We start from the raw sequence: 25,370 nt of genomic DNA, 5'->3' as shown, positions 1-25,370 counted from the left end.
GGCACGGCGGGCGACGGCACCCCACAGCAGCACCGCGTCGGCGGTGCTCGCGTGGTCTCGGGCCGATCCGGTGCCGCTCCGCGTGCTCAGATCAGCGCCCCGGACGCCCGCACGTCATCTCTCGTCGGCTGCGGGCTTCTCGTCGTCGCCGGTGCGTGCCGTTCCACCCTCAGCGCGCTGATCCTTCTCATCGCTGCGCGGGCTCTCGCCGATCGGGTTCTCGGGCTGGTCGTCGTCACTCAGCCCGCCGATCGGGATCCGACCCGTGTGCGGGCCCTTGACCTGATCCGGAATCGTCTTCGGGTCCGGTGCTGGCGCTTCCGGCGCCTTGCGCTGCGGCTTCTCCTTGGCGGCGTCCTGCGAACCGTCATCATCCAGCTCGGCGACGGCCTCAGCGATCGGCCCGTCGAAGACGACCCTGTGGTCGCGAATGATGATGCCGCGGCTGCACAGCTTCTTCACCGTGTTCTTGTTGTGGCTCACGATCATCATCGTGACGCCGCGCGCGGCCAGCTCCTGCAGCTTCTCATTGCACTTCTTGCGGAAGGGCGCGTCGCCCACGGCGAGCACTTCGTCGACGAGGAGCACGTCGGCGTCGACGTGGATCGCCACGGAGAAGGCCAGGCGCATGAACATGCCCGACGAGTAGTGCTTGACCGCCTGGTCGATGAACTCGCCGATCTCACTGAACTCGAGGATGTCGTTGTAGCGCTCGTCGGTCTCTTCCTTGGACATGCCCAGGATGGCCGCATTCAGGTACACGTTGTCGCGCCCCGTCAGCTCGGGGTGGAAGCCCGCGCCGACCTCGATGAGGCCGGCGACGCGTCCCCGTGTGAACACGCGGCCTTCGTCCGGCTCCATGACGCCGGAGACCATCTTGAGCGTCGTCGACTTGCCTGAGCCGTTCAGCCCCATCACCGCGACGGACTCGCCCTCGCCGATCTGGAAGCTGACGTCGTCGAGCGCGGTGAACGAGTCCGAGCGCACCCTCTTGCGGCGCACCGCTGCGACGAGCGCTTCCTTGATGGAGTGCGTGTGGCGCTTGCGGAAGCGTTTCGAGACGTGATCGATGATGATCGCGGGCTTGGCGGCAGAGGTCTGCAGAATCTGTTTCGACATCACACGTCCTGGGCGAAGGTCCGCTCGAAGCGGCGGAATGTGTACTGGCCGAGCAGCAGGAGCAGCAGGCTGAGGACGAGTGCGCCGCCGATGTACCAGCCGAACGCGGGCGGGAAGCCGAACCAGCCGCCGACCTCGTCTGTCGCGTGGAACGTCGGCACCGTGGGCGACCAGAAGCCGAAGTGCATCAGCTCGACGGCCACCGAGATCGGATTGCAGAAGTAGAGGTACACCCACACATCACCAAGGGCCTCACTGATGAGGCGCCATGGGTAGAGCACAGGCGACAGCCAGAGCACGACCTGCCGGATGAGCTCGCCGAAGTTGTCGGCGTCGCGGTAGCGCACGTTGATGCCCGCGAACAGAATGCCCATGCCGAGCGAGAGCGCCCCGATGATGATCAGACCGAGCAGCACCGCCCCGATATGGATGAAGTCGGGCCGCCAGCCGTAGAGCAGCGCCACGACGAGCAGGATGGCCAGCTGCGGCAGGAAGTGGATGAAGCCGTTGATCACCGCCGCGACGGGGAACAGCTCGCGAGGCATGTAGATCTTCTTGACGAGCGCTTTGTTCGCGACGATCGACGAGGTCGCCTGTTGAAATGCCCCGTTGAAGAACTGGATCGTGACGAAGCCGCTGAAGATGTACAGCGGGAAGTTGTCGATCCCCTTGTCCACCCCGAGGATCTTGCCCATCACGAGCCAGTAGATGAGGAACTGGACGAGCGGCCTGGCATACGACCACGTCCAGCCGAGCGCCGAGTTGCGATAGCGGGTGGAGGTCGCCTTGCGCACCAGCACCTTCAGCAGATAGCGCCAGCGGAACACGTCCGCGAGACCGCGACCCCTGCCGGGGACGTTGTAGTCCTTGAGATCGACTGCGTTCACTCCGCCGTGCCCCATATCCTGTTCCGTGTGAAGGCCACACGTGATCGTACCGCCGTGAGCCTGGATGCCCGTTCAACCCGGGCAGGGTTGCGCCGGATGGCCGTCACAGATCTGCGTGCAGCTGCCATACCTTCTCGGCCGCGCCCGTCCAGGTGAACGCCCGCGAGCGGTCCTGACCGAGCACGCGCAGGCGCTCGCGCCCCGCGCCGAGCGTTGTGCGCAGGGCGTCGCCCAGGTCGCCCTCCGGCACGAAGAGGCCGCCGTCGTAGATGACCTCGCGATGCACGGGCGAGTCGACCGCGACGAGCGGAATGCCGAGCGCCATCGCCTCGACCGCACGCCACGGCCATGCGTTGCGCGTCGCCGCGGCCACGAAGCTCGTCGCGCCGCCGATCACGGCCGCACGGTCCTCGCGTCCGAGCGAGCCCCGCGCATGCACCCGTCGCTCCGGGAGGCCTCCGGCCTGGGCGAGGTCGGCGAGACCCGGCTCCTGCCCCTCCGGCACGTCGATGACCACGACGTCGAGGTCGGTGGCTGAAGCCGCCCGCAGCGCGGCGGCGAGCCCGTCGAGATTCGCGGTGCCGCCGCTCGCGGCGACGTAGTCCATCGGCAGACCGAGCTGTGCGCGACGCGCGACCGCGTCATCCGGGATTGCGAAATCCAGTTCGACGGCACCGGGAATCACGCGCACACGGTCGGCAACGCGTGCGTACTCGCCGAGCGCGTCGGCCATCACATGAGTGGGGACGACGATCGCATCCGCGTACTTGGCGGCCCTGCGCAGCAGCCGCCGCTGCTGCGAGGCGCCTGCGCTGTTGCGCTCGGACGACACGGAGCTCCAGGGTGAAAGATCCCAGACGGTCGCGACGGTCTGGTCGCCCTCGTTCACGCGATCGTGCGCGGTGAGCGGAGCGAGCAGCGTCGGCGAGTGCACGATTCCGCGACCCGCTCCCCTGACGAAGCCGAACGGCCAGTCGCGGCGCATCTGCTTGGCGGCGCGTACGGTGAACAGCCCGTCGATGTCGGGGTCGTCGGCGACGGGAGCGATGCCTTCCACACGACAGCCGACGGGTGCCGCACCGATCAGCGCGCGCGTGAGATCGCGCGCGGCGGCGTGCAGGTCATCGCTCGTGGGGTCCACGACCTGGTCGAGGACGACGCGGAGACTCACAGGCATGGACAGAGCCTATCCAGCGTCTCCTGAACGTCCCCGTATATCCGCCGGGACGGGACGATCACTCTTCGCCGTCTCCGTCCTGCGTCGGATGGAGCGCCTCCGCGACGTCCTGGTGGATCTGCGCATAGTCGGGTGGCGTCGTGTCGGTGCCGTAGTCGTTGTTCGGCGTGAACTCGATCGAGTCGATCGGCTGCTCCTTCGCCTTCACCGCCAGCTCGAAGAAGTACGGCAGATCGGCCTGCGGCATGTCGGTCTGCACCAGATCGTCGCCCGCCGCGGCGATGTCCTGGAACCTGGTCAGCACGTTCTGCGGCGTGAACTGCTCCAAGATCGCCGCCTGCAGCTCGCGCTGCCGCTTCATCCGGTCCCAGTCGGTCGTCGTGTAGCGCGACCTCGCGTACCACTGGGCCGTGTCGCCGTCCATGGTCTGCAGGCCGGGTTCGATCCATCCGGTCGCCCATTCCTCCGCCGGCTGACCCGTATACGCAGGACCAGGACCCTCAGGCAGCCTCTGGGTCACCTCGATCTCGACCCCGCCCAGTGCGTCGACCAGCGAGGCGAAGCCGTGCATGTCGAGCAGCACGTAGTGCTCGACATCGATGCCGAGGATGCCCTCTGCCGCATCCTTGGTGGCCTCGATGCCGGGAGCGGAGCCGTTCGCCGCGGCATCCGGATAGAGATCCTCGCCGCCGGTCTCGCTGAACTGCCCGTTCGCATCGCAGACCTCGACGCGCTGGCGGACGTGGTTCAGCCACGCGTTCCAGCTGCACGTCTGGCTGGCCTGCCCCTGGAACCCGTTCGGATAGATGTCGTGCATCGGCGTGCCCTCCTCGAAGGGCACGTTCAGCATCTGGCGCGGCAGACCGAAGATGGTGACCTTGCCGGTGTCGGCGTTCACGGAGACGACGGAGACGCTGTCGAATCGCAGCGAGTCGCGCCCCTCCGACGAGTCGCCGCCGAGCAGGAGCACGTTGTAGTAGCCGTCATCCGGTTCGATCGGAGCGCCGGCGGAGAAGATCTGGTCGATCGCGTTGCTCGCCGCGAGCATCCGGGGCGCGGCGAAGGCGACGGTGCCTCCCGTGACCAGCATCAGAGCGACGGAGAGCAGTGCGATCAGGTAGCGACCGGGAGTGGCCGTCTTCACCAGGCGAGTGAGGCGGAGCGCATCGAGGCTCAGGATGATCCAGAGCACCCCGTAGGCGACGACGATCACGGTCAGGGCGACCAGGACGAAGGGGTTGATCAGCACGCTGAGCGTGGCGGATCGCCACAGCAGCAGTCCCGCGACGAGCAGTACGACGAGCAGCCACATCACCAGCGTCGCGGCGAGACCGAAGCGCCCGAGCCTGCGGCTGCCCGCGAGCACCTGCGCGGACCCGGGAATGAGCCAGTTGATCACGACGAGCCACCAGCCCCGGCGCGTCATCACCTGCTCGTCGGACGCGTCGGGGTGGCGCATCGGGCGTGCGCTCAGAACGCCATCGCCCCGAGCTGCCGAGCGCCGCGGCGACTCGGTCAGGGTCACGCGCCGCCCTCCTGGTCGCTCTGCAGCGACTCCTTCAGCCTCCGGTTCTTCTCCCCGACCTGTGCCTCGAGGTCGCGAGCGTATGCCTCGATCCTCTCGGCCATGGCCTGGTCACCGGCGCCGAGGATGCGCGCGGCGAGGAGCCCCGCGTTCTTCGCGCCGTTGATCGACACTGTGGCGACGGGGATGCCCGCCGGCATCTGCACGATCGACAGCAGCGAGTCGAGCCCGTCGAGCGTCTTCAGCTGCACGGGAACGCCGATCACCGGCAGCGCGGTCAAGGACGCGAGCATGCCCGGCAGGTGCGCCGCTCCCCCAGCACCCGCGATGATCGTCTTCAGGCCGCGCGAGCGCGCCTCGCGCCCGTAGCTGAGCAGCTTGTCGGGTGTGCGATGCGCCGAGACCACCTCGACCTCGTGCGGAATGCCGAAGTCGCTCAGCGCGGTCGACGCGTCGGCCATGACGCGCCAGTCGGAGTCCGACCCCATGACGAGCCCGACCAGTGGTTGCGTAGAGGAGTGAAGCACGCCACCCAGCGTACGGCGCTCCTCTCAGCTCCGCCTGACACGACCCGCAGAGTTCGGTATCAACCCGCCGACACCGGAGCACCCGCTCTCCGGCCCCACCGGTCGCCCCTCGGATGCGACAGAGTGCCGCTGTTGCGTATGGCAAGCGGCACTTTCTCGCACCTGAGCCGCAGAGCGCGGCGCGTCAGGCGAGGGATTCGCGGCGCCAGAGGCGGGCGGCCTGGTGAAGGTCCTCGGCGTAGGTGCTCAGACGCAGCGCCCTCGTCGTGAAGGCGGTCGACCGGCCGGGTTCGCTCTGCTCGTAGTCGTCGGCCAGGTGCGCGGCTCCGGATGCCTGTACCCGGCAGAACGCGCTCGCCCGGTCGAGGGCGACCGCGAAGTCGCCGATGAACACGCCGCGCATGATCTGATCGATCACGGACACCAGCTCGTCGGGAGCGGCGGGGCTCGGTGCGCCGGCGATGACGGCGTCGGCCGAGCGGAGCTCGGTGCACCCTCGCTCGTACAGCAGCGCCGAGGTGTCGGGATCATCGTGGATCGACAGCTGCAGCAGGTACAGCCGCCACAGCGACCCCGGCAGCGTCTTCGCCGGCGAACGCGACCACAGCTCGGCGATGTCGTCGATTCCGTTGTGGTTCGTGAAGTCGATCAGCCGTTCGACGATGTCGGTGTCCGGCTCTGCGCGCACACGCATCAGCAGCGCCTGGGCCGTCGAGTGCGCCACCCGCGACACCTCGGCAGGGTCGTCGCCGGCGAACAGTCGGTCGAACGTCTCAGACGGGAGTCTGACCGGCTTATGGAACTCGTCTGTCACTGCTCACCGCCCTGTGCGACCGTCGGGATGCCGGTCGTGTCGGTGGGGATGTCGAACCCGCCGCGATGCCGCGGCGCGGGCTCCTCGACGATCACGCGCCGCCGGATGAGCTCATCCGGGCGCTTCTGCGCCAGGAACCCCACGAGCTTCTCCCGCACGAGACAGCGCAGGCCCCAGATATCGTCGGCGTTCGCTGCGGTGAGCGAGGCGCGCAGCTGGGCGACACCGCCGACCGCATCCGTCATCACCAGACCCCACGAGCGTCGATCCCACAGGTCTGTGGAGTCGAGCACCATGCGCAGCTCCTCGCGCAGCGCGTCGATGTCGACGGAGTAGTCCACTTCGAGGTAGACGGTTCCCGTCACCTCGGTCTGGTTGCGGGTCCAGTTCGTGTACGGCGTCGTCGTGAAGTAGGTGGATGGCAGCACCAGGCGCCGGTCGTCCCAGATCTGCACGACGACGTAGGTGAGGGTGAGCTCTTCGACCGTGCCGAACTCGCCGTTGACCTCGACGGTGTCTCCTGTGCGCAGGCCGTTCGAGAAGGCGAGCTGGAGGCCCGCGATCAGATTGCCGAGCGTGGACTGCGCTGCGATGCCCGCGACGATCGATGCGACACCGGCCGATGCGAGCAGCGACGCCCCGAACGTCTGCGCGCCGGGAATCGTGAGCAGCATCGCGCCGGCGGTCAGCACGATCACGAGCACCATCACGAGGCGCCGGATCATCCGGATCTGCGTACGTCGCTGGCGGAACGTGAACGGGTCGCCTTCGATCTTCTCCTGCGCGCGCAGGGCGCCGTCGACGAAGAAGATCAGAATCTTCGCGAGCAGCCAGCCGACGATGGCGATCACACACAGGCGCAGCACGTACTCGACGATGCCCGCCACGTCCTCCGTGCCATCCGGTATCAGGTTGGGCACGGATACCCAGCTGCCGACCACCGCGATGCCCCAGAAGATGATCTTCGGGAATCGGTGCTTCAGTTCGGCGAACAGCTCATGCTTGCGGCCGAGTCGGCCCATCACGCTGGCGAACACGAACGACGCGAGCAGCCCGAGCCCGATGGCGACGGCGACGGCGACGAGCACCCACACCCAGGCCATCAGCGGGTTCGCGGTCGCGGCTTCAGCGACGTCCTCGAGATCGTTCTCCATGCTTCCACGGTAGTCGCGGCGGCTTGGCAACGGCCGGATACGGGCGGAACGTTCTGCCTTCGCGACACAAGAGGAGTGCGACCGCATGGAACGAGCGTGCACTCGATCCGGATGGACGGATGTCGCGCGGTCGTATTCAGCTCAGCGGGCCGACGACGAGCCGGTGAACGATCCCCGCGAACCAGACGTCCTGCCTACGCAGTCCGCGCATCGCGGGCGGTCTTGAGCCAGCAATCGATGATGCCCCCGGCCGCGATCGCGCAGACTCCGAAGAAGCCGAATACCACCGCGAGCACGCGCAGCGTCTCGGATGTCACGCCGCTCTCGACCATCAGCACCTCGAGCATCTCGGGATTGAACAGCTCGCCACGGCCCAGCAGCGTGAGGAACCAGCTCGCGCCCATCACCTGCAGCGCCGTGTTGACGATCGCGATGCGAGTGGTCCACCGCCCGCGGACGAACACGACCGCCTGAACCACGATCGCCATCGCGAACAGCACGAACACGGCGGCCATCCACCACGGCCACAGCGCGGGGTTCCAGATCGGATACGCCTCACCGTGCAGGAAGATGAAGCCGAAGTACCGATCCCACACGAACGCGAACGCCGCAACCGGCATCAGGATGGCGACGGCGATCAGGTCGGCCAGTCCTCTCCCCGTGGACCGATTCTCCGGCAGCCGGTCGACGTTCCACCGAGGGGAACCGGCGGCGCCGAGCCGGTCCATCACAGCGAAGGCGAGCGTCGTCCACACGCACACGTGCAGCCCCGCTGTGATGCCGGAGACGATGCTCTCCGCGATGATGTCGCCGACGTCCGCACCCGAGATCGCGTATCCGAGCGCCACCAGCACGGCGACGCTCGCCGGCACGATGGCGAGGAGCAGCCTCAGCAGGCGCAGCCACGTCAGGTAGTGGCGCGGGCCGATCAGCTGAAGCCGCCGGTCGGCGAGACCCGCCGCCAGCACCGCGGGATCGCCGAGCTCGTTCAGCGCGGCTCGCTCGGCCTCATCCGGACTCTCGCCCTGTTCGATGCGTGCTTCGACGGCGTCGGCGATCGATCCGGTCAGCTCGTTCCTGACGTCGTCGTGCGCCTCCGCGGGCACGCCGCGGAGCGTCGCGGCAATGTATCTGTCTGTCAGTGTCGCGGACATGTCAGTGCTCCTTGTCAGTCGGCGCGCCGCGCCGGGCGGACGTGTCGTCGGTGGTGTCGGGAGTCGCAGCGCTCTCCGCTGAGTCGTCGAGCGATGCGATCGATGTCGTCAGCGCGGCCCAGTCGATGGTGAGCGCGTCGGCGAGCCGCTCACCCTCGTCGGACGTTCGGTAGAACTTGCGGGGGCGAGCCTGAGCCGTGCTCCATTCGCTGACGAGGTGTCCCTGCTTCTCCAGGCGGCGCAGCAGCGGATAGAGCGTGTTCGCGTCGGTCTCGAAGCCGTGCCGCATGAGCTGCTCGAGCAGGCCGTACCCGTAACCGGGCTCGCGCAGCAGGCGCAGGCACGCCAGCACGATCGTGCCGCGGCGCAGTTCCTGCAGGTGGGCGTCGAACTCCTCGTTCATACGTAACACAATACTGTGTGTCACACACTATTGTCCAGCACGCAGGCATCGACATCCGGCTCCCCCGACCATGAAAGACTTGCTGCGGCATGTTCGCTCACTCCCCGTCTTCCTCCTGTCCGGTCCGCGCACTCGGTGCGCCCTCGCACCGGAGAGCTCGGGCGTGAGCACGCAGGGCACGCGCGCTCCGGCATCCGGCTTCTTCTTAGCCGCGCTCGCGACGATCGGCGCGGGTGTCGGAATGTCGGTGCAGGGCACCGCCAACGGCGAGCTCGGCGATGCGCTCGGTTACGGCGTCTTCGCCGCGGCGTTCTCCTTCCTGTCCGGTTTGGTGATCCTGGTGGTCGTCGCCGCGTGTGCGCCGACGGCGCGCGCCGGCATCGTCCGCGCGTGGCGGGCCGTGCGCACCGGCGAGTTCCCATGGTGGATGATGCTGGGCGGCATCGGCGGAGCCATGATCGTGCTCGCTCAGGCTCTGACGATTCCGCTCATCGGCGTATCGGTGTTCACGATGGCGTTCATCTCGGGCCAGCTCACCGCGGCGCTCGGCGTCGACAACACATCGCTCCCGCCGGGCGGACGACGCCCTCCGACGCTGTGGCGCGTGCTCGGCACGATCGTCGTGCTGGTCGGCATCTCGCTGTCGGCCGTCGACGTGCTGGTGCAGGGAGTGCCGCTGTGGGCGCCGATCCTGCCGTTCATCGCCGGCGCGATGCTCTCGTTCCAGCAGGCGTTCAACGGGCGGCTGCGCGTGCTCGCACGGTCGGCGATCACGGCGAACCTGACGAACTTCGTCACGGGCGGAACCCTGCTCTTCGTCTGCGCCGCGGCGCTGTTCGCCTCCGGCGCGCGCATCGAGGGCCTCCCCGAGATACCCGGTCAGAGCTGGACTCTCATCGGCGGAGTGCTCGGCGTCGTGTTCATCGGCGTGACCACGATGACCGTCGCCCGGCTCGGGGTGCTGCTGCTGAGTCTGATGTCACTGTTCGGAAACCTGCTCGGTTCCCTCGTGATCGACCTGACCTTCCACTCCGCCCACGCCGAGGTGAACCTCACCACCTACCTGTCGATGGCCATCGTCCTCGCCGGCGTCCTCGTCACCAACATCCCCCGAACCCGCAACCGCACCGCCTGACACCGCACGCGCGCAGACCCCGCGAGCGTACCCCCTGTGATCGAGTGGACCAGGGCGGGTTCAAGGGGTCCACTCGATACGAAAGGGTCCGCTCGCAAGACGACGCGGGTCAGCGGGAGCGGAGGGTGCGGACCTGTGCGGCGACGGCGTCGCGGAACGGCGCGTCGACGGCGAGCGGGGCGAGCCAGTCGATCGCGGCGAGGAAGCCCGCCGGGTTCGCCTCGTCGGAGAGTGCGGCACGCACCTCGTCCGAGACGCTGGCGAGGATCACAGGCGATGTGGTCTCCGAGACCGCCACCGCGTAGCTGGCCAGGATCCGTGATGCGACCTCGGTGAACGTCTCGCGGCTGCGCGCCTGGGTCAGCACCGGCATCACGAACTTGCTCATCCGGTCGCCGGAATCGGTCGCGAGCCGCTCCAGCGTGTCGGCGATCGCGGGGTTGCCGAAGCGCTCGGCGAGCACGCGCACGTACTCGGCACCGTCGACGCCGCTGGGGAGCTCGGTCGTCGGCAGCGCCAGCTCGTTCCAATAGCGCTCGAGCCATACCGTGACATCCGGATCAGCCATCGCCTCGTGTGCGTAGGTGTGGCCTCGCAGCAGACCGACGTATGCGAGCACCTGGTGGCCCGCGTTGAGCAGGCGGAGCTTCATGAATTCATAGGTGTCGATCTCGTCGACGAAGACCGCACCGTGGTTCTCCACCGCGGGTCGGCCCAGGGCGAAGTTCTCCTCGAGCACCCACTGCTCGAAGGGCTCGGCCACGACCGCCGCCGCATCGGTCACGTCGCCGAGCAGGCTCGCGACGGTCTCGAGCTGAGCCGCCGTGGCGCGCGGCGTGATCCGGTCGACCATCGTGCTCGGGAACGCGACGCTCCGGTCGATCCAGTCGGCGAGTTCATCGCTCGCCAGGCGCGCCGTCGCGACGACGCTGCGCTTGGCGACCGTGCCGTTGTTCTGCACGTTGTCGCACGACGAGACCGTGAAGGCCGGCACCCCCGCCTCGCGCCTGGCGCGCAGGGCCGCGACGATCAGTCCGAACGCGCTGCGGGGCGCGGCGAAATCGCCAGCGGCGTCGGCGCGCACGACCGGGTCGTCGCCCGCCGTGCGGGAGTTCTCCGGGTCCTCGACGTAGCCGCTCTCCGTGATGGTCATGCTCACGATCCGGATGTCCGGATCGGCCAGACGCGCGACGGCGGCTGCCGGATCATCCGGCACCAGCACGAACTCGCGCAGCGAGCCGATCACCCGCGAGGTGACGGCGCCATCCGACTCGAACAGGCTCAGGCTGTACAGGCCGTCCTGGCTGCGCAGCGCGTCGAGCAGGCCTCTGTCCTCCTCGCGCACGCCGATGCCGCAGATCGCCCATGGGGCATCCGGGGTCTCGTTGAGGACGCGATCGACGTACATCGCCTGGTGCGAGCGATGGAAGTTGCCGACACCGATGTGGGCGATGCCGACCCTGGGCTCGCGATCGAGATAGCTCGGCCGCGCCACGGAGTCTGGCAGCTGCGAGAGGGTCTGGCGGGACAGCGCGGTCATGGTTCTCCTCGGCGCTGAGGGACGGCGGACTGAACCAGAGTACGCCCTCGCGAGCAGGCCTCCGACCCGCGCTCGGCGCGCGGGGGCGGTGCCTCCCCTACTTGCCGCGCTGGTCGACCACGCGCTTGGCCTTCATCTCCGTCTTGGGGAGGGTGTCGGGGGCGACCACCTCGACGTCGGCGCGGATCTCGCAGCGCGTGCGCACCTCGCTGGCCACCGCCTCCCCGGCAGCGGAGTCGGTGTGCTCGACGACGACGGTCATCACGTCGAGGCCGCTGTCGAGCGTCGACAGCCGGATCTGGAACTCGTCGCCGGTGCCTGAGACGGCACGCACGGCCTCCTCGATCTGCACGGGGAAGAACTTGATGCCGCGCAGGTTGATCAGGTCGTCCGCGCGTCCGGTCATGCACCCCATCGCCTTGATGTGGCTGCGCCCGCACGCGCATGCCTCACGCGAGAGACGGGTGTAGTCGCCGACCACGAAGCGCAGCTGTGCGGAGCTCTCGGAGTTGAGGTTGGTGCACACGGTGATGCCCTTCTCCCCATCCGGCATCACGTCCTGCGTGACCGGGTCGATCGTCTCCCACACCTGGATGTCCTCCATCAGGTGCAGGAAACGCTCGTCTCCAGCCTCGTACTCCGGGCACGAGTAGCCGCCGCAGTGCGGGGCCGCCTCCGTGCATCCGTAGAACTCGACCGTCTTGGCGCCCCACAGCTCCTGGATGCGCTCGAGCGTGCCCGCCACCCCGGAGAACGGCTCGCCTCCCTGCAGCAGCCACCGCACCGAGCTCTTCGCCGGGTCGAGGCCCATCTCCTGCATGGTGCGGCCGAGGTACAGGAGATACGAAGGCGTGGCGATCAGCACGCGGGGCTGGAAGCGGTCGATCATCCCGACCCGCGCCTTGCTGTCGAGTCCGCCAGCCGGAATCGTCGGCAGGCCGAGCTTGGTGAACGACTGCTGCGCGCCCCACGCGAACACGTGCGGACCGAAGCCGACCATGCGCAGCGCGGAGTCGCCCTTGCGCAGCCCTCCCGAGTAGAGCGCGCGGGCGTTGGCCTGCTCCCAGTACTCGCGGTCGAAGTGCGTGTAGCGGAATACGCGGGGGGTGCCGGTCGATCCGGATGAGGAGAACAGCATCCAGCCGCGGTCGTTCCATTCGTCCTCGCCGCAGGTCGTGTACGTGCCGTACGGCGGGTGCGCTTCGGCGTCGGCCATCATCTCGTCCTTGGTGACGACCGGCCAGTTGCGCACCATGCTGTCGACGTCGGCGACATCCGTCGGCGCGACCCCGAGCCGGTCGAAACGATTGCGGTAGAACCGACTGTTCTCATAGAGGAACGGCGCAACCGCAGCGATCTTCTCGTCCTGCACCTCACGGATCCGGTCGCGCGACCAGGTGTCCTTCTCCGACCAGTACTGCTCGCTGACCGGCTCGCTGCGGTCCTCATGGTGCTTCGCCAGCACGTCTTTCCACGCGTTCCGAGTGTCCTCGGCACGCGTCGCCTGCGCTGTTCCCATCGGGTCCTCCTCGACTCGTGTGAGTGTGTCTGCTGGCAGACTGCCACCAAGACCCGGTACCGGAGAGAGAATTCGCATCAACGGGATCGGCGCACCCAGCGCTCCCCGGTTCCTGACCGATGCCTGACCGCGTGCGCCGTCGGGGCGTGTAGCGTCGCGCGGGATGCACCGAAAAGCTGGAGGCCCCATGTCTGTCCCACGCTCGCTCCTCGCCGGAGCGATCGTCGCCGTCTTCGCCCTGACGGGCTGCAGCTCAGGTGACCCCGAGGAAGAGAACCCCGCGCCGTCCGAATCCGCGGAAGGCTCCACCGACTCCGCTCTCGACGGCCTGCCCGACGTCGTCGCGGTCGTCAATGACGAAGAGATCGGCCTCGAAGAGTTCACCACGACCTACGAGAGCCAGCTGCAGCAGGCGACCATGTCCCAGCAGCAGACGGGCCAGGAGGTCGACCCTGAGCAGCTCAAGCAGCAGGTCGCCGACTTTCTCGTGAACAACCGGCTGCTGATGCAGGGCGCCGCGGAAGCCGGAATCGAGGCCGGGCCCGACGACATCGAGTCGGTGCTGCAGAACGTCGCCGACCAGAGCGGCCTCGAATCGGTCGACGCCGTCTACGAGGCGTTCGCGGACCAGGGCATGTCGGAGGACGACGTGCGCGAGGATGCGGCCGACCAGTACGAGCTCGAGCAGTACATCGAGGCGAACGCGGATCTGACACCTCCGGGCGACAAGGAGCTGCGTGCCCAGTACGACACCCTCGTCGAGCAGGCGAAGACGCAGGGCAACGAAGACACCCTCCCCCCGTTCGACGAGGTGAAGGGGCAACTCGCCGACCAGGCGGTGACGGAAAAGCAGAGTGCCGCGATGCAGGAGATCCTCGACCAGCGGCGCGAGGAGAGCGACATCGAGGTGAATCTGTAGCACCCCGCGCCCCGCGAGCGTCCCCTTTTCGACCGAGCGTGCACCTCAGATCCGGATCTGAGGTGCACGCTCGTTCACAAGGGTGACGTTCGGCGAGAGGGCGAGCCGGGAGGGTGTCGGGCCGCCGGTGGACGGCGAAGCGGAGACTGGGAGCTCGCCTACGCGGTCGGCACAGCGACGATGGGCTCCGTCGTCGGCGCGCCCGTCGCGGATCCGCCCTCGTCCTCGACCGTGACGGCGATGATGTCACCCTGAGAGAGGTCGCCCTCCAGGAGCTTCGGCTCATCCGCCCCGCCGTTGAACACACCGGCCGAAATCGGAACCTCGCCCCGAACCAACCAGAGCTCGTACTGGCTCCCGTCCTCCAGAGCGGGCACGTCATCGGCGACGATGACCGCCTGGCCCGTCTCGTACGACCAGTGCACGTCCAGCGTGCCTCCGCCCGGGAGATCCTCAGCGGCACTGCGCGCGTCAGCGGCGACCTCGATCTGGTCGAGAGCCTCGACCGCGGCAGGCTGTTCGAGCAGCTGCGTCGCCACGATCGCACCGCCCCCGAGACCGGCGACCACGACGATCGAGGCCGCGAGTGCCCACAAACGACGGCGGCCACGACGACGCTTCCGCTCCGGTCCGCGGTCGCCGTCGCCGTCGCCGTCGGGGGAATCCGAGCCGGTGGCGCCCGACTCCTGCGCGGCGCCGGCCTCGGAATCGACGGACGGCGCCGAGGGGTGCTCCGCGATCCGGGTGAGCAGTGCGTCCCTGATGAACGAGGGAGGCTCGACCTCCACGGTCGCTTCAGCGAGGAGCGCGGCAGTCTCTTCGTCGTGCTCGGCTCGCTCGCGCAGTTCAGGGTCACCGGCGAGCGCGCGGTCGAGCCGCTGCTCATCTTCCGGGTCGAGTGCGTGGAGGGCGCGAGCAGCGAGCAGCTCATCGAGATCTTTCTCGCTCATGCCATTACCCCCATCTTCGACCTCAGTCGTGACAACCCGTCACGCATTCTCGTCTTCACCGTGCCGATCGGGGTTCCCGTCAGCGCCGAAATCTCGCGTTGGGAGTACCCGCCGTAGTATGCCAACGTCAACGCCTCCTTCTGCTTCTCCGGAAGCTGCTGAAGGGCATGCACCACACGTCGTCCCTCCCAACGAAGTTCGACGTCCTCCGCGACGCCGTCGAACTCCACCCCCACGTTGCGAATGCCGATCCGCACATCGCGCTCGACGCTGGCCTGCGCCGATCTCACGCGATCCACAGCACGACGGTGCGTCATCGTGAGCACCCACGTCCTGCCCTGCCCCTTATTCGGAGAGTACTGCGAGGCGGATTGCCAGATCTCCAGGAAGACCTCCTGCAGAACCTCCTCGCTCTGCGCACGATCGACGAGGACGCGCAGGATGAGTCCGAACATGCGTGACGAGAGTGCGTCGTAGAGGCCCGCGAACGCCGCCTGATCGCGCTCAGCGATCCGGAGCAGCAATTCTGCGATGGAGTCACCGGGGTCGCCGGAGTGCTCCTCCATCTCGATGCCGTCGATCACCATGCACACAAGCATGCCTCACGTGCGCACGTTCCGACTCCGCCTCGGCCCTCTGCACGGGCGCGTCGGCAGCGCTGAGAACGAGTTCCCATCCGATCTGGCGTGCAGTTCGAATACCCAGTGAAGGCCCGAAGATGTCTCGCCTCGAGCGGGCGTCCGATCACAAGGAGAACGAAATGATCACCAAGAAGTCTGCTTTCACCGCCGCAGCCGTACTGTCGCTGGTCGCCGTCGCCGGTCTGACCGGCTGCAGCACCGATGCGACTGACGACGAGGAGACGAACTCCCCCACCACCGAGGAGACTGCTCCCGAGGAGAGCACCGACGAGGGGATGAACGAGGAGACCGACGACATGGCTGACCCCGCCGCTGATCTCGTCGGCCCCGGATGCACCGCCTACGCCGATGCCGTTCCGGACGGTGCCGGTTCGATCCAGGGAATGTCGGAGGACCCCGTCGCCGTCGCCGCGTCCAACAATCCGATGCTGACGACTCTCGTCTCGGCCGTCTCCGGCGAGCTGAACCCGGATGTCGATCTCGTCGACACTCTCAACGGCGACGAGTTCACCGTGTTCGCTCCCGTCGACGATGCGTTCGCCGAGATCGACCAGGCGACACTGGACACGCTCAGCACCGACGCGGACATGCTCTCGTCGATCCTGACCTACCACGTCGTGCCAGGCCAGATCGCACCGAGCGAGATCGAGGGCACCCACACCACCGTGGAAGGCTCCGACCTCGAGGTGATGGGCTCCGGCGATGAGATCACGGTCAACGATGCGAACGTGGTCTGCGGAGGCGTCCAGACGGCCAACGCAACCGTCTATCTCATCGATTCCGTCCTGATGCCGATGTAACCACGGTGATCGCCATCGACGGTGCTGCGAGGCTCCCGGAAGCTCTTCTGATGCTCCGGGGGCCTCGTCTTGCTGGTGTGCGCGCTCATCGCTGGCCGTGCACGGTTCGGTCCGCGGTGTTTCGTGTCGGTCACGCGGGGGTATCTTCTTCGATTTCCTGCTGACAAACCCACCGTCTGGGGTCTACGGTCGACATCAAGGTGACCGTGCAGATTCGGTCGCGGATCAGGCGAAGGGGGCGAGTTGCCATCAGTTCGGTTCAGCGGCGTCGACCAGTCGGATGCCTTGCAGGAGCTCCTCAACTCTGCGACCGTACTGCGCCATGACCTCCACCGGTCCCCGGAGATCGGCTGGGCCGAGCACGACACCGCCGCCCGCATCCGCGCGGAGCTCGACGCGATCGGTGTGACCTGGCGCACGTGTGCCGGCACGGGCACCGTGGCGGTGCTGGCCCCGGATGCCCCTGGCCGTCACGTGGCGCTGCGCGGCGACATCGACGCCATGCCGATCGATGAGGATTCCGGCGTCGAATGGGCATCGCGCCGCGAGGGCGCGATGCACGCCTGCGGTCACGACGGTCACACGGCCGTGCTCGCCGCGACGGCGCGCTGGCTGGCCGCGCACGAGGACGCCCTCCCCGGCCCCGTGAGTCTGCTCTTCCAGCCGGCCGAGGAGGGCGGTCACGGTGCCAAGGCGATGATCGACGACGGGGCGCTCGACGGCGTCGACGTGATCTTCGGCTGGCACAACTGGCCGGCGCTCGGCCGCGGTCGGATGGCATGCCCGGATGGCCCGGTGATGGCGGCCAACGGCACCTTCACGATCGAGGTCGCCGGCATCGGCGGGCACGCCAGCCAGCCGGAGGCCACCCGCGACCCCGTGCTCGCGGCCGCGGCGATCGCCGTCGCGCTGCAGCAGATCGTGGCCCGCCGCCTCGCGCCGCAGACGGCCGCAGTCGTCGCGGTGACCTCGATAGACGCCCCCAGCAGCCCCACCGTCACACCGGCGACCGCCAGGCTCAGCGGCAGCATCCGTGTGCCGAGCATCGCCGTGCGCGACGAGGTGTTCGCACTCATCGTCGAGATCGCCGACGCCACGGCGCGCGCTCACGGGGTCACGGCCGCGACGGAGACGACCAACCGCTACGGCGCCACGGTCAATCATCCGGAGCCCGCCGCCGAGCTGCGCACAGCTCTGGCCCCCGAACTGGCCGCGACCTTCAGCGCAGAAGACCACACCTCCGACGTGCCGATTCCGGTGATGGCGTCGGAGGACTTCAGCTACTACCTCGACGAGGTGCCCGGTGCGTTCGCGCTGGTCGGTTCAGGGTCGCCGCACTCGTGCCACAGCCCGCACTACGACTTCGACGATGCCCTGATCGCGCCGGTCGTCGGCGCATACGCGCGCCTGGCAGGCGCCCCGCAGCTCCCCGTGCCAGCCAGGCCCGGGGCGGTAGGAAACAGCAAGAGGTGAGAGAGATCTAGATCGACCTGGAAGGAGTCCGATCATGGACATGAGTCCGTTCGAGCAGTGGGAGTCCGACATCCGCGGTTACTGCCGCGCCTATCCGACCGTTTTCTCACATGCGTCCAATGCGCGCCAGGTCGCTGAGGACGGCACCAGCTACATCGACTTCTTCGCGGGCGCAGGCGTCCTCAACTTCGGGCACAACGATCCGAAGATGAAGCAGGCGATGATCGACTTCATCTCCTCCGACGGAGTCGCCCACAGCCTCGACACCTACACCACGACCAAGCGCGACTTCGTGCAGAAGTTCCACGACGTGATCCTGGCTCCGCGCGGCATGGACCACAAGATGCAGTTCATGGGGCCGACCGGCACCAACGCCGTGGAGGCCGCTCTCAAGCTCGCTCGGCTCGCCACCGGCAGGCTCGACGTTGTGGCGTTCTCGCACGGATTCCACGGAATGACGCTCGGGTCGCTCGCCGCGACCGCCAACGAGGCGTTCCGCAAGTGGGCGGGTGTTCCGCTCGATCACGTGGTGCGACTGCCCAACGAGTTCGCCTCCGGTGGCGGCTTCGAAGGTCTCGAGGCCTACCGTGCCGCCCTGGCCGACCCGTCATCCGGGCTGCGACCGCCTGCGGCGTTCCTGGTCGAGTCGGTCCAGGCCGAGGGCGGTGTCTGGGTGCACAGCGCCGAGTGGCTGCAGGAGGTGCAGCGGCTCGCCCGCGAGACCGGCGCGCTGTTCATCATCGACGACATCCAGGCGGCGTGCGGCCGTACGGGCTCCTACTTCAGCTTCGACGGGATGGGCCTCGATCCGGACATCGTCACGCTGGCGAAGGGCCTCGGCGGCTTCGGCACGCCCATCGCGATGAACCTCAACAAGCCGGAGGTGGATGCGCATTGGGCGCCGGGCGCGCACACCGGCACGTTCAGGGGGCAGGGCCTGTCGTTCGTGGCCGGCACCGTTGCATTGGACTACTTCACCGACGACGTCCTGATGACCGAGGTCGACGCCAAGGGTGCCGTCATGGCCGAGCGGCTCGACGCGATCGCAGCGCGGCATCCGGATCTCGGATGGCAGGTGCGAGGCAAGGGCATGATGCAGGGGCTCGACGTCGTCGACGGCGCGGTCGCCGCCAGAGCACAGGCCGAGGCGTTCGCGAACGGCCTGCTGATCGGGCCGTGCGGCTCCGGGGGGCGCGTGATCAAGCTGATCCCGCCGCTGACGATCCCCGAGGAGGACCTGACCGAGGGCCTCGAGATTCTCGACGCCGCCATCACGGCCGCAAGCGAAGGAGGTGCGTGAGATGCGCATGCGCGACGACATGACGTTCCCGCCGGAGGAGTATCAGCGCCGCATCGAAGAGCTGCGGCACCGGATGCAGCGGCGCCTGCTCGATGCGGTGATCATCACCGACCCCGAGAACCTGATGTACCTCACCGACTACCAGACGACGGGGTACTCGTTCTTCCAGGCTCTCGTGGTGCCGCTCGAAGCCGAACCGTTCATGATCACTCGACAGATGGAGGAGTCGAACGTCATCGAACGCACGTGGGTGGAGCTGACGCGCCCCTACCCCGACACCGGTGACGCGATCCAGCAGCTGGTCGCGGCGATGCGGGAATTCGGGCTGACCGGCAAACACGTCGGCTACGAGCGCAACAGCTATTTCTTCCCCGCCTACTTCCAGGACCGCATCCACACCTCGTACCGGACGGGGCAGCTGATGGACTGCTTCGGCATCGTCGAGGAGGGGCGCGTGCGCAAGTCCGCCGCCGAGATCGACATCATGCGCAAGGCGGCCAGAGCGACCGAGGCGGGGATGAGCGCGGGAATCGCCGCGGCGGAAGTCGGTGCGACGGAGAACGACGTCGCCGCCGAGATCTCCCGCGGCATGTTCACAGCGGGCGGCGAGTATCCAGCCGTGATGCCGTATGTGACCAGCGGCCCGCGCACCATGATCGGGCATGCGACGTGGGAGGGCCGCCAGCTGCAGTCAGGTGATGCGGTGTTCCTCGAGGTCGGCGGGTGCTTCCGGCGCTATCACACGGCGATGATGCGCACCGTGCTGCTGCACGATATGACGCCGTCGATGGCGCAGGCGCAGGAACGGATGAAGACAGCGTTGCGCGAGCTCAAGGGCTCGCTCAGGCCAGGCCTCACAGTCTCGGATGCCGACTCCATCGTGCGCAACATCATCACGGAGAACGACATCCAGGCCGATCTGGTGACCCGTGCGGGCTACTCGATCGGCATCGCGTTCCCGCCCGCCTGGGACGAGGGCTACATCCTCAGTCTGATGCCTGGAGGCAACTCCGTGCTCGACGAAGGCATGACCTTCCACGTGATCCCGTGGATGTGGGGCGTCGACGGCACCCGCACCGTCGGCATCTCCGACACCATCCGGATCACCGAGACCGGATGCGAGTCGTTCTTCACACTCGACGAGGACTTCACTGTCAAGGATGCGGGCGAGCACGTCGGCCTGCACGCGCTGGAAGGGGAAGCATCATGACGGAGACCTTCACCGCGATCGACCCGACGACCGAACGGGTCGTGCGCGAGATTCCGACCCTGGACGAGACGGCGCTCGATGCCGCGCTGCAGCGGTCAGAAGACGCGTACGACGCGTGGCGGCGCTGGTCGTATGCCGACCGTGCCAAGGTGCTCAACGGCGTCGCGGCCGCCATGCGCCGCGACGTGGAGCGGCTGGCGATGCTGATGACCGAGGAGATGGGCAAGCCCATCGTCGAGGCGCGCGGCGAGGTCGAGAAGGCCTGCTGGGCGGCCGAGCACTATGCGGAGCACGCCGAGCAGTACCTCGCGCCGGTCGACCTGCCCAGCGACGCGACCCGCTCCTACGTGCAGCATCTCCCCCTCGGTCCCGTACTCGGCGTGCTGCCGTGGAATGCCCCGTTCTGGCTGGCATTCCGGTTCATCGCACCGGCGCTGATGGCGGGCAACACCGCCGTGATGAAGCACGACCGACACGTGCCGGGATGTGCGGAGGCGATCGCGGACGTCGTGGCGCAGGTCGCTGCCGAGCACGGCGCTCCGGAGGCGATCCTGCAGCACGTCGCGATCGGTCACGATCTGGTGGAGCGCGCACTGCGCGACGACCGGATCAAGGCGGTGTCGCTGACGGGCTCGGAGAAGGCAGGCGGCGCCGTGGCCTCGATGGCGGCGCGACAGATCAAGCCGGCGGTGCTGGAGCTGGGCGGCTCCGACCCGGCGATCGTTCTGGCGGATGCCGATCTCGAACATGCGGCCGACATCATCACCGTGATGCGCAAGATCAACGCCGGCCAGTCGTGCATCGCCGCGAAGCGCGTGATCGTCGAACGCGCGGTGTACGACGAGTTCGTCGCGCTCTACGCCGAGCGGCTGGCCGCGCTGCGACTGGGCGACCCGCGGGAGGCGACGACCGATGTCGGGCCGATCGCCCGCGCCGACCTGCGCGAAGGACTGCACCGCCAGGTGGTCGAATCGATCGAGCAGGGCGCGACGCTGCACTTCGGCGGCGAGATCCCCGAAGGGCAGGGATTCTTCTATCCGGTGACGCTGCTGACGGACATGACGCCGCGCATGACGGCGTGCGTCGAGGAGACGTTCGGCCCCGTGGCCGCGGTCATCCCGGTCGACTCGGCAGAGCAGGCGGTCGCGGTCGCCAACGACACACCGTACGGCCTCGCGGCCAGCGTGTGGACCGGTGACGTGGCTCGCGGTGCGGCGATGGCGGCTGAGATCGAGGCGGGGCAGGTCGCCGTCAACGGCATTGTGAAGACGGACCCGCGCCTGCCGAGCGGAGGAGTGAAGCGCTCCGGATTCGGGCGCGAGCTCGGCCCGCACGGCATCCATGAGTTCGTGAACGCACAGCAGGTCTGGCTCGGCCCGAAGCGAGAAGGGTGAACGGCACCGGTTGACGTCGGGCCCTCCACCGGGTACGCCGGAAGGAGGCAGGAGGTGCCGGATGACCAGGTTCCTGGACAGACGGGAGGCGGGACTCGCGCTCGGAGGCCTGCTCTCCGATCGGTCGTTCGTCCATCCGGTGGTGCTCGGGTTGCCGCGAGGCGGGGTGCCCGTCGCAGACGAAGTCGCGCGCCTCATCGACGCGCCGTTCGATGTGCTCGTGGTGCGGAAGCTGGGCATGCCAGGGCACGAAGAACTCGCGATGGGTGCGGTCGGCGAGGGCGGATCGATCGTGCTCAACCGCGAGGTGATCACGGCTGCGGGCATCTCGGCAGAGCAGGTGGACCGCGCAGAGATGCGGGAGCGCGCGGAGGTCGAGCGACGGACGGCGCTGTTCCGCGACGGACGACCGCGTATCACCCTCGTCGGTCGCGAGGCGATCGTCGTCGACGACGGCCTCGCGACCGGCGCCACCGCACGAGCCGCATGCCGAGTCGCGCGAGCTCAGGGTGCCGAGCGCATCGTGCTGGCCGTCCCAGTGGCCCCGCACGGGACATCCGGGGCCTTCGACGAGGCGGATGAGACCTTCTGCCTCACCGAGCCGCGCGACTTCATGTCCGTCGGCATGCACTACGTCGATTTCACGCAGGTAGATGACGGCGAGGTCACCGACATCCTCCGCTCGGGCGGTGAATGATGCCGGGAGCGGGGCAGGTGCCTATCGGTGTGCGAGCGCCTCGGCCAGGTCCAGGTCGGCAAACGGGTCGCCGTCGAACATCGAGCCGGTCACCTCGTCGGTGAATCGCTGCTGTACGAGTGCAGTGAGATTGCCGTCGAGGGCGTAGAAGAAGGTCAGCGCCGCAGATGCCCGCGCGTTCTCCAGGTAGTGCTCCACGAAACCGGTCACGTCCTCAGATTCCAGTGCGGCAGTGGAGACGTAGATGAACAGCGGCCGGGCCAGAGAGTACGTACCGTCCTGCGCACGTTCAAGCGAGGGGGCCACCCCATCGATGCTCACGGTGGTCAGGTCGTCGCGGGTCTCAGCGCTGCCCAGATAGTTGCCGATGCCCATGAAGCCCATCCCATCCGGATCTTCGGCGATCCAGCCGGTGAGCTCCGCGATGTCGTCCGAAGCCTCTACGTCCTCTCGGATCTCCCCCGCCGCCCCGTTTATCTCGTGGGCGAACGTGGCAAACGTTCCTGATCCAGCGGGGCGGCCGTAGAGATTCAGGTCTTCGTCCGGCCACTCCGGGCGCACATCCTGCCAGGTCTCGACCGTCGAGTCCGGTGACCAGATCTGTGCGAGTTCGCCCATGGTGATGTCCCGCGCGAAGTCGTTGTCTGCGTGCACAACCACGGTGAGAGCGTCCCACGCCACCGGCAGCTCGATGAACTCGATTCCGGCGGAAGCGCACGCATCCATGTATTCCTGAGGGATGGCCTCGGAGGCGTTGTTGATCGCCGACTCCCCGGCGCAGAAGCGGGCGAACCCGTCCTCGGACCCTTCCGCTGTCACGGAGACCGCGTAATCGGACGTGCTGGACACGTGCTCGGTGATCGGTGCCACTGTGGAAGAACCGGAGATCTCGATCCGGTCCGATGCTGCAGCCTGCGCGCAGGCCGTCAGCGCCAGCCCAACCGATGCGGCCATTCCGATGGCGGCAAGACCTCGGCGGGTCATCGCGCTCGTTGTGCTCATCGCTGTTCCGTTCCGGGTTCGGTGCCGCTCGGGTTCGTGTCGCCGTGCGGGCTCCCCTCCCCGGCAGCTCCGCCAGGCTCCTCCGGTCCGGCCGTGCCGGTGCGGCGTCCGATCAGGTCCCGGAGCACCTCCTCGAAGAACTCCTTCACCTTCGCCCAGTTCACCGTCGCCTCGGCCAGGTGGTGCTCGAGGCGCTCGATCTCGGCATGCTGCGCCTCGTGCTGACGACGCTCGGCCAACTCGGCGCGGAGCCGGGTCACCGTCTCCTCGGTCTCGGCCATCAGCCGGACGAGTGCAGCGTCGATCTCTTCGACGGAGAGCGGCACATCTGCCTCGGTCAGCGGTGAACGCTCGTCGGCTCGGTCACCCCGATCCTCGGGGCCGAGCCCGTCGGCGTGCTGCGTGTTCATGATCGACCTCTCAGAAGATGGTGGTGACGAGAATGAGCAGGCCCGGCACGACGACGAACACGCCGAGCACCCACAGCGCCGCGAAGAACTTGTTCTCGGCAGATCGGTTCGCCAGCCACGTGGCGCCCTTGATCGGAATCGTCCGCAGGAACGGGATCCCGAAGATCAACACCATCGCCGTCACGTTGAACAACAGATGCACCAGAGCCACCTGCAGGCCCACCGAAGCATCGACGCCGCTGAGACCCAGCGCCGCCAGCAGCGCGGTGGCTGTGGTGCCGATGTTGGACCCGATGGTGAAGGGATACACCTGGCGCAGGGAGAAGGTGCCTGAACCGGCAAGAGGGATCATCAGCGAGGTGGCCGTGGAGGATGACTGGACGATCGCGGTCACCACGGCCCCGGAGGCGATCCCGCTGAGCGGACCGCGGCCGATGGCGGCGTGCAGCACCTTCTTCGCCTGTCCCACCATGAGGACCTTGAGCACCTTCCCGATGAAGGTGATCGAGACCAGGATCAGTGCCACGCCGACGACGATTGTGATCACCCCTCCCCACGGCACTCCGAGGGGCTCCGTGAGAAAGCCGACGAGTTCTTTCAGCGGTGCGGTCGCTGCTCCGACCACGTCCACGCTGTCGGTGTCCACGCCGCCGACACCGGTGAGAGCATCCGCGAGCCACCCGGAGATCCTCTGGAGAAAGCCCGTCGCGACCTCCAGCGGGAGCAGGATGGCGACGGCGATCAGATTGAAGAAGTCGTGCACGGTGGCGGCGGCGAAGGCCCGTCGGAAGTCGTCCTTGTTCCGGATCATTCCGACGCTGACGAGAGTGTTTGTGAGAGTGGTGCCGATATTGGCGCCCATGATGATCGGGATGGCGACTTCCAGCGGCAGCCCGCCGGCGGCAAGACCGACCGTGATCGAGGTCGTGGTGGAGGAGGACTGGGTGGCCGCGGTGGCCAGGACACCCACCATGAGCGCCACGAGCGGGTTGCTGGCGAATGCGAACAGCGCCTCGGCTTGGCCACCGGTTGCGGCCTTGAAGCCGGCGCCGATGACGCCGACGGCGGAGATCAGCACGTAGACGGAGAGGACGACGGAGAGCCAGTTGACGACCGATCGCACTCGCCCCTCTGGCACGAAGGCGTCGAAGGGGCCACGCAGCGGTGATTCCTCGGCGGGCGCTGACGTGGCTGCCTCGTCAGGATGCCGTGTGATCACTGAACCGTGCTCATCGGTCGGATCATCAGCAACGTCATTCTGCCGATCTGACATCTGCTGACTCATCCGCCGCTCGGCGTCGCTGGTGGGCACGAGGCCATTGGAACAAGGAAGCAGCCTGCGGCACACCCGTTCGGTCCGGAACGCTGACTGAATATCGGGTGAACGAGATTCCGCCTGCGGCTGGGCAAGAGGGGAATCGGCCCCGAGGATCCGACGTCACTGCTCCCCCTGTGCGGCCCGTTGTGCCCGTCGATGAGCACGCACGGCTCTCCGCTCTCGACAATCGGGCAGATGCCACGACCTGATCGCGAGCGCACGGCGCCCAGCAGAAGCGCGGCGCGAAGTCCGCGCAGGAGACACACAAGCGCGCCGGCGAGCAGGCCCGCGAGGATCAGACG

Annotated in this window: 24 protein-coding genes; 8 read left to right on the top strand and 16 right to left on the bottom strand. The window is 67.8% G+C overall.

The window, feature by feature from the left end; all coding sequences use genetic code 11:
* Positions 1 to 114 precede the first annotated feature (114 nt).
* The 9 genes from CIK77_RS03635 to CIK77_RS03595 all read right to left on the bottom strand — a co-directional run bounded on the left by CIK77_RS03635 (position 115) and on the right by CIK77_RS03595 (position 8,760).
* Positions 115 to 1,119 carry an ABC transporter ATP-binding protein gene (locus CIK77_RS03635; RefSeq protein WP_087056109.1) on the bottom strand — a complete coding sequence of 335 codons (1,005 nt, stop codon included), beginning with the start codon at positions 1,117 to 1,119 and terminating at the stop codon, positions 115 to 117.
* Entirely contained in the window at positions 1,119 to 2,021 is a 903-nt protein-coding gene (locus CIK77_RS03630; RefSeq protein WP_087056108.1) for an ABC transporter permease, read from the bottom strand. Before CIK77_RS03630 ends, CIK77_RS03635 begins: the two co-directional genes overlap by 1 nt.
* 88 nt (positions 2,022 to 2,109) lie before the next feature.
* Entirely contained in the window at positions 2,110 to 3,183 is a 1,074-nt protein-coding gene (locus CIK77_RS03625; protein WP_087056107.1) for a glycosyltransferase, read from the bottom strand.
* A 58-nt stretch (positions 3,184 to 3,241) separates the two neighbouring features.
* Positions 3,242 to 4,708, bottom strand: a complete 1,467-nt coding sequence (locus tag CIK77_RS03620) for an LCP family protein (RefSeq protein WP_249268695.1) — start codon at positions 4,706 to 4,708, stop codon at positions 3,242 to 3,244.
* A complete protein-coding gene (gene purE, locus CIK77_RS03615; protein ID WP_087056106.1) occupies positions 4,705 to 5,196 on the bottom strand; it encodes a 5-(carboxyamino)imidazole ribonucleotide mutase in 492 nt (163 codons plus the stop codon). Before purE ends, CIK77_RS03620 begins: the two co-directional genes overlap by 4 nt.
* 223 nt (positions 5,197 to 5,419) lie before the next feature.
* Complete coding sequence (locus tag CIK77_RS03610) at positions 5,420 to 6,049, bottom strand: DNA-directed RNA polymerase subunit beta (protein WP_087056105.1); 630 nt, start codon at positions 6,047 to 6,049, stop codon at positions 5,420 to 5,422.
* Positions 6,046 to 7,203, bottom strand: coding sequence for a mechanosensitive ion channel family protein (locus CIK77_RS03605; RefSeq protein ID WP_170934223.1), 1,158 nt, complete (start codon positions 7,201 to 7,203; stop codon positions 6,046 to 6,048). The genes CIK77_RS03610 and CIK77_RS03605 overlap by 4 nt, the downstream gene beginning before the upstream one ends.
* Before the next feature lie 194 nt (positions 7,204 to 7,397).
* Complete coding sequence (locus CIK77_RS03600; protein ID WP_087056103.1) at positions 7,398 to 8,357, bottom strand: permease prefix domain 1-containing protein; 960 nt, start codon at positions 8,355 to 8,357, stop codon at positions 7,398 to 7,400.
* A gap of 1 nt (position 8,358) precedes the next feature.
* On the bottom strand, positions 8,359 to 8,760 hold the full coding sequence (locus CIK77_RS03595; protein WP_087056102.1) for a PadR family transcriptional regulator: 402 nt from the start codon (positions 8,758 to 8,760) through the stop codon (positions 8,359 to 8,361).
* A gap of 163 nt (positions 8,761 to 8,923) precedes the next feature.
* Here CIK77_RS03595 and CIK77_RS03590 point away from each other — a divergent pair, with 163 nt between their 5' ends.
* Positions 8,924 to 9,895, top strand: a complete 972-nt coding sequence (locus CIK77_RS03590; protein ID WP_170934222.1) for a DMT family transporter — start codon at positions 8,924 to 8,926, stop codon at positions 9,893 to 9,895.
* A gap of 109 nt (positions 9,896 to 10,004) precedes the next feature.
* On the opposite strand, the gene CIK77_RS03585 is transcribed toward CIK77_RS03590, so the two are convergent.
* Positions 10,005 to 11,435 carry a mannitol dehydrogenase family protein gene (locus CIK77_RS03585; protein ID WP_087056100.1) on the bottom strand — a complete coding sequence of 477 codons (1,431 nt, stop codon included), beginning with the start codon at positions 11,433 to 11,435 and terminating at the stop codon, positions 10,005 to 10,007.
* Between the two features lie 97 nt (positions 11,436 to 11,532).
* Complete coding sequence (locus CIK77_RS03580) at positions 11,533 to 12,954, bottom strand: phenylacetate--CoA ligase family protein (RefSeq protein WP_170934221.1); 1,422 nt, start codon at positions 12,952 to 12,954, stop codon at positions 11,533 to 11,535.
* 187 nt (positions 12,955 to 13,141) lie between these two features.
* Between CIK77_RS03580 and CIK77_RS03575 the strand changes: the two genes are divergently transcribed.
* On the top strand, positions 13,142 to 13,873 hold the full coding sequence (locus CIK77_RS03575; protein WP_087056098.1) for a SurA N-terminal domain-containing protein: 732 nt from the start codon (positions 13,142 to 13,144) through the stop codon (positions 13,871 to 13,873).
* 158 nt (positions 13,874 to 14,031) lie between these two features.
* Here the strand turns inward: CIK77_RS03575 and CIK77_RS03570 are convergent, their stop codons facing one another.
* Positions 14,032 to 14,823 (bottom strand): anti-sigma factor, encoded by a 792-nt coding sequence (locus tag CIK77_RS03570; RefSeq protein WP_087056097.1) that lies wholly within the window; start codon positions 14,821 to 14,823, stop codon positions 14,032 to 14,034.
* Entirely contained in the window at positions 14,820 to 15,410 is a 591-nt protein-coding gene (gene sigK, locus CIK77_RS03565; protein WP_087056096.1) for an ECF RNA polymerase sigma factor SigK, read from the bottom strand. Before sigK ends, CIK77_RS03570 begins: the two co-directional genes overlap by 4 nt.
* A 173-nt stretch (positions 15,411 to 15,583) precedes the next feature.
* On the opposite strand from sigK, the gene CIK77_RS03560 reads away from it, so the two are divergent.
* From CIK77_RS03560 to CIK77_RS03535, 6 genes are all read left to right on the top strand, one after another.
* Complete coding sequence (locus tag CIK77_RS03560) at positions 15,584 to 16,264, top strand: fasciclin domain-containing protein (RefSeq protein WP_087056333.1); 681 nt, start codon at positions 15,584 to 15,586, stop codon at positions 16,262 to 16,264.
* A gap of 243 nt (positions 16,265 to 16,507) precedes the next feature.
* On the top strand, positions 16,508 to 17,737 hold the full coding sequence (gene doeB2, locus CIK77_RS03555) for a N(2)-acetyl-L-2,4-diaminobutanoate deacetylase DoeB2 (RefSeq protein WP_212647518.1): 1,230 nt from the start codon (positions 16,508 to 16,510) through the stop codon (positions 17,735 to 17,737).
* Positions 17,738 to 17,771: 34 nt separating this feature from the next.
* Positions 17,772 to 19,037, top strand: a complete 1,266-nt coding sequence (locus tag CIK77_RS03550) for an aspartate aminotransferase family protein (RefSeq protein ID WP_087056095.1) — start codon at positions 17,772 to 17,774, stop codon at positions 19,035 to 19,037.
* A gap of 1 nt (position 19,038) precedes the next feature.
* Entirely contained in the window at positions 19,039 to 20,247 is a 1,209-nt protein-coding gene (doeA, locus tag CIK77_RS03545) for an ectoine hydrolase (RefSeq protein ID WP_087056094.1), read from the top strand.
* Entirely contained in the window at positions 20,244 to 21,641 is a 1,398-nt protein-coding gene (locus CIK77_RS03540; RefSeq protein ID WP_087056093.1) for an NAD-dependent succinate-semialdehyde dehydrogenase, read from the top strand. Before doeA ends, CIK77_RS03540 begins: the two co-directional genes overlap by 4 nt.
* A gap of 61 nt (positions 21,642 to 21,702) precedes the next feature.
* Positions 21,703 to 22,338, top strand: a complete 636-nt coding sequence (locus CIK77_RS03535) for a phosphoribosyltransferase (RefSeq protein ID WP_087056092.1) — start codon at positions 21,703 to 21,705, stop codon at positions 22,336 to 22,338.
* A gap of 21 nt (positions 22,339 to 22,359) precedes the next feature.
* On the opposite strand, the gene CIK77_RS03530 is transcribed toward CIK77_RS03535, so the two are convergent.
* From CIK77_RS03530 to CIK77_RS03520, 3 genes are read right to left on the bottom strand one after another with little or no spacing between them, the layout of a single operon-like run.
* On the bottom strand, positions 22,360 to 23,340 hold the full coding sequence (locus CIK77_RS03530; RefSeq protein ID WP_087056091.1) for a substrate-binding domain-containing protein: 981 nt from the start codon (positions 23,338 to 23,340) through the stop codon (positions 22,360 to 22,362).
* On the bottom strand, positions 23,337 to 23,750 hold the full coding sequence (locus tag CIK77_RS03525; RefSeq protein ID WP_087056090.1) for a hypothetical protein: 414 nt from the start codon (positions 23,748 to 23,750) through the stop codon (positions 23,337 to 23,339). The genes CIK77_RS03530 and CIK77_RS03525 overlap by 4 nt, the downstream gene beginning before the upstream one ends.
* Positions 23,751 to 23,760: 10 nt before the next feature.
* Positions 23,761 to 25,062, bottom strand: coding sequence for a Na/Pi cotransporter family protein (locus tag CIK77_RS03520; protein ID WP_249268694.1), 1,302 nt, complete (start codon positions 25,060 to 25,062; stop codon positions 23,761 to 23,763).
* Positions 25,063 to 25,370: the final 308 nt, after the last annotated feature.

This window comes from Microbacterium sp. JB110 (genome assembly GCF_003335195.1).
Classification (GTDB): Bacteria; Actinomycetota; Actinomycetes; order Actinomycetales; family Microbacteriaceae; genus Microbacterium.
Note: the sequence above shows the minus strand (reverse complement) of the source record. Positions and strands in the feature narration are given on the sequence as shown.

Coding starts and splice junctions, on each gene's coding strand:
- CIK77_RS03625 (WP_087056107.1), bottom strand. CDS start 3,183: ATGCCTGTGAGTCTCCGCGTCGTCCTCGACCAGGTCGTGGACCCCACG.
- CIK77_RS03540 (WP_087056093.1), top strand. CDS start 20,244: ATGACGGAGACCTTCACCGCGATCGACCCGACGACCGAACGGGTCGTG.
- CIK77_RS03560 (WP_087056333.1), top strand. CDS start 15,584: ATGATCACCAAGAAGTCTGCTTTCACCGCCGCAGCCGTACTGTCGCTG.
- sigK (WP_087056096.1), bottom strand. CDS start 15,410: ATGGTGATCGACGGCATCGAGATGGAGGAGCACTCCGGCGACCCCGGT.
- CIK77_RS03635 (WP_087056109.1), bottom strand. CDS start 1,119: ATGTCGAAACAGATTCTGCAGACCTCTGCCGCCAAGCCCGCGATCATC.
- CIK77_RS03580 (WP_170934221.1), bottom strand. CDS start 12,954: ATGGGAACAGCGCAGGCGACGCGTGCCGAGGACACTCGGAACGCGTGG.
- CIK77_RS03600 (WP_087056103.1), bottom strand. CDS start 8,357: ATGTCCGCGACACTGACAGACAGATACATTGCCGCGACGCTCCGCGGC.
- doeA (WP_087056094.1), top strand. CDS start 19,039: ATGCGCATGCGCGACGACATGACGTTCCCGCCGGAGGAGTATCAGCGC.
- CIK77_RS03535 (WP_087056092.1), top strand. CDS start 21,703: ATGACCAGGTTCCTGGACAGACGGGAGGCGGGACTCGCGCTCGGAGGC.
- CIK77_RS03630 (WP_087056108.1), bottom strand. CDS start 2,021: ATGGGGCACGGCGGAGTGAACGCAGTCGATCTCAAGGACTACAACGTC.
- CIK77_RS03605 (WP_170934223.1), bottom strand. CDS start 7,203: ATGGAGAACGATCTCGAGGACGTCGCTGAAGCCGCGACCGCGAACCCG.
- CIK77_RS03595 (WP_087056102.1), bottom strand. CDS start 8,760: ATGAACGAGGAGTTCGACGCCCACCTGCAGGAACTGCGCCGCGGCACG.
- CIK77_RS03525 (WP_087056090.1), bottom strand. CDS start 23,750: ATGAACACGCAGCACGCCGACGGGCTCGGCCCCGAGGATCGGGGTGAC.
- CIK77_RS03570 (WP_087056097.1), bottom strand. CDS start 14,823: ATGAGCGAGAAAGATCTCGATGAGCTGCTCGCTGCTCGCGCCCTCCAC.
- purE (WP_087056106.1), bottom strand. CDS start 5,196: ATGGGGTCGGACTCCGACTGGCGCGTCATGGCCGACGCGTCGACCGCG.
- CIK77_RS03530 (WP_087056091.1), bottom strand. CDS start 23,340: ATGAGCACAACGAGCGCGATGACCCGCCGAGGTCTTGCCGCCATCGGA.
- CIK77_RS03575 (WP_087056098.1), top strand. CDS start 13,142: ATGTCTGTCCCACGCTCGCTCCTCGCCGGAGCGATCGTCGCCGTCTTC.
- CIK77_RS03550 (WP_087056095.1), top strand. CDS start 17,772: ATGGACATGAGTCCGTTCGAGCAGTGGGAGTCCGACATCCGCGGTTAC.
- CIK77_RS03585 (WP_087056100.1), bottom strand. CDS start 11,435: ATGACCGCGCTGTCCCGCCAGACCCTCTCGCAGCTGCCAGACTCCGTG.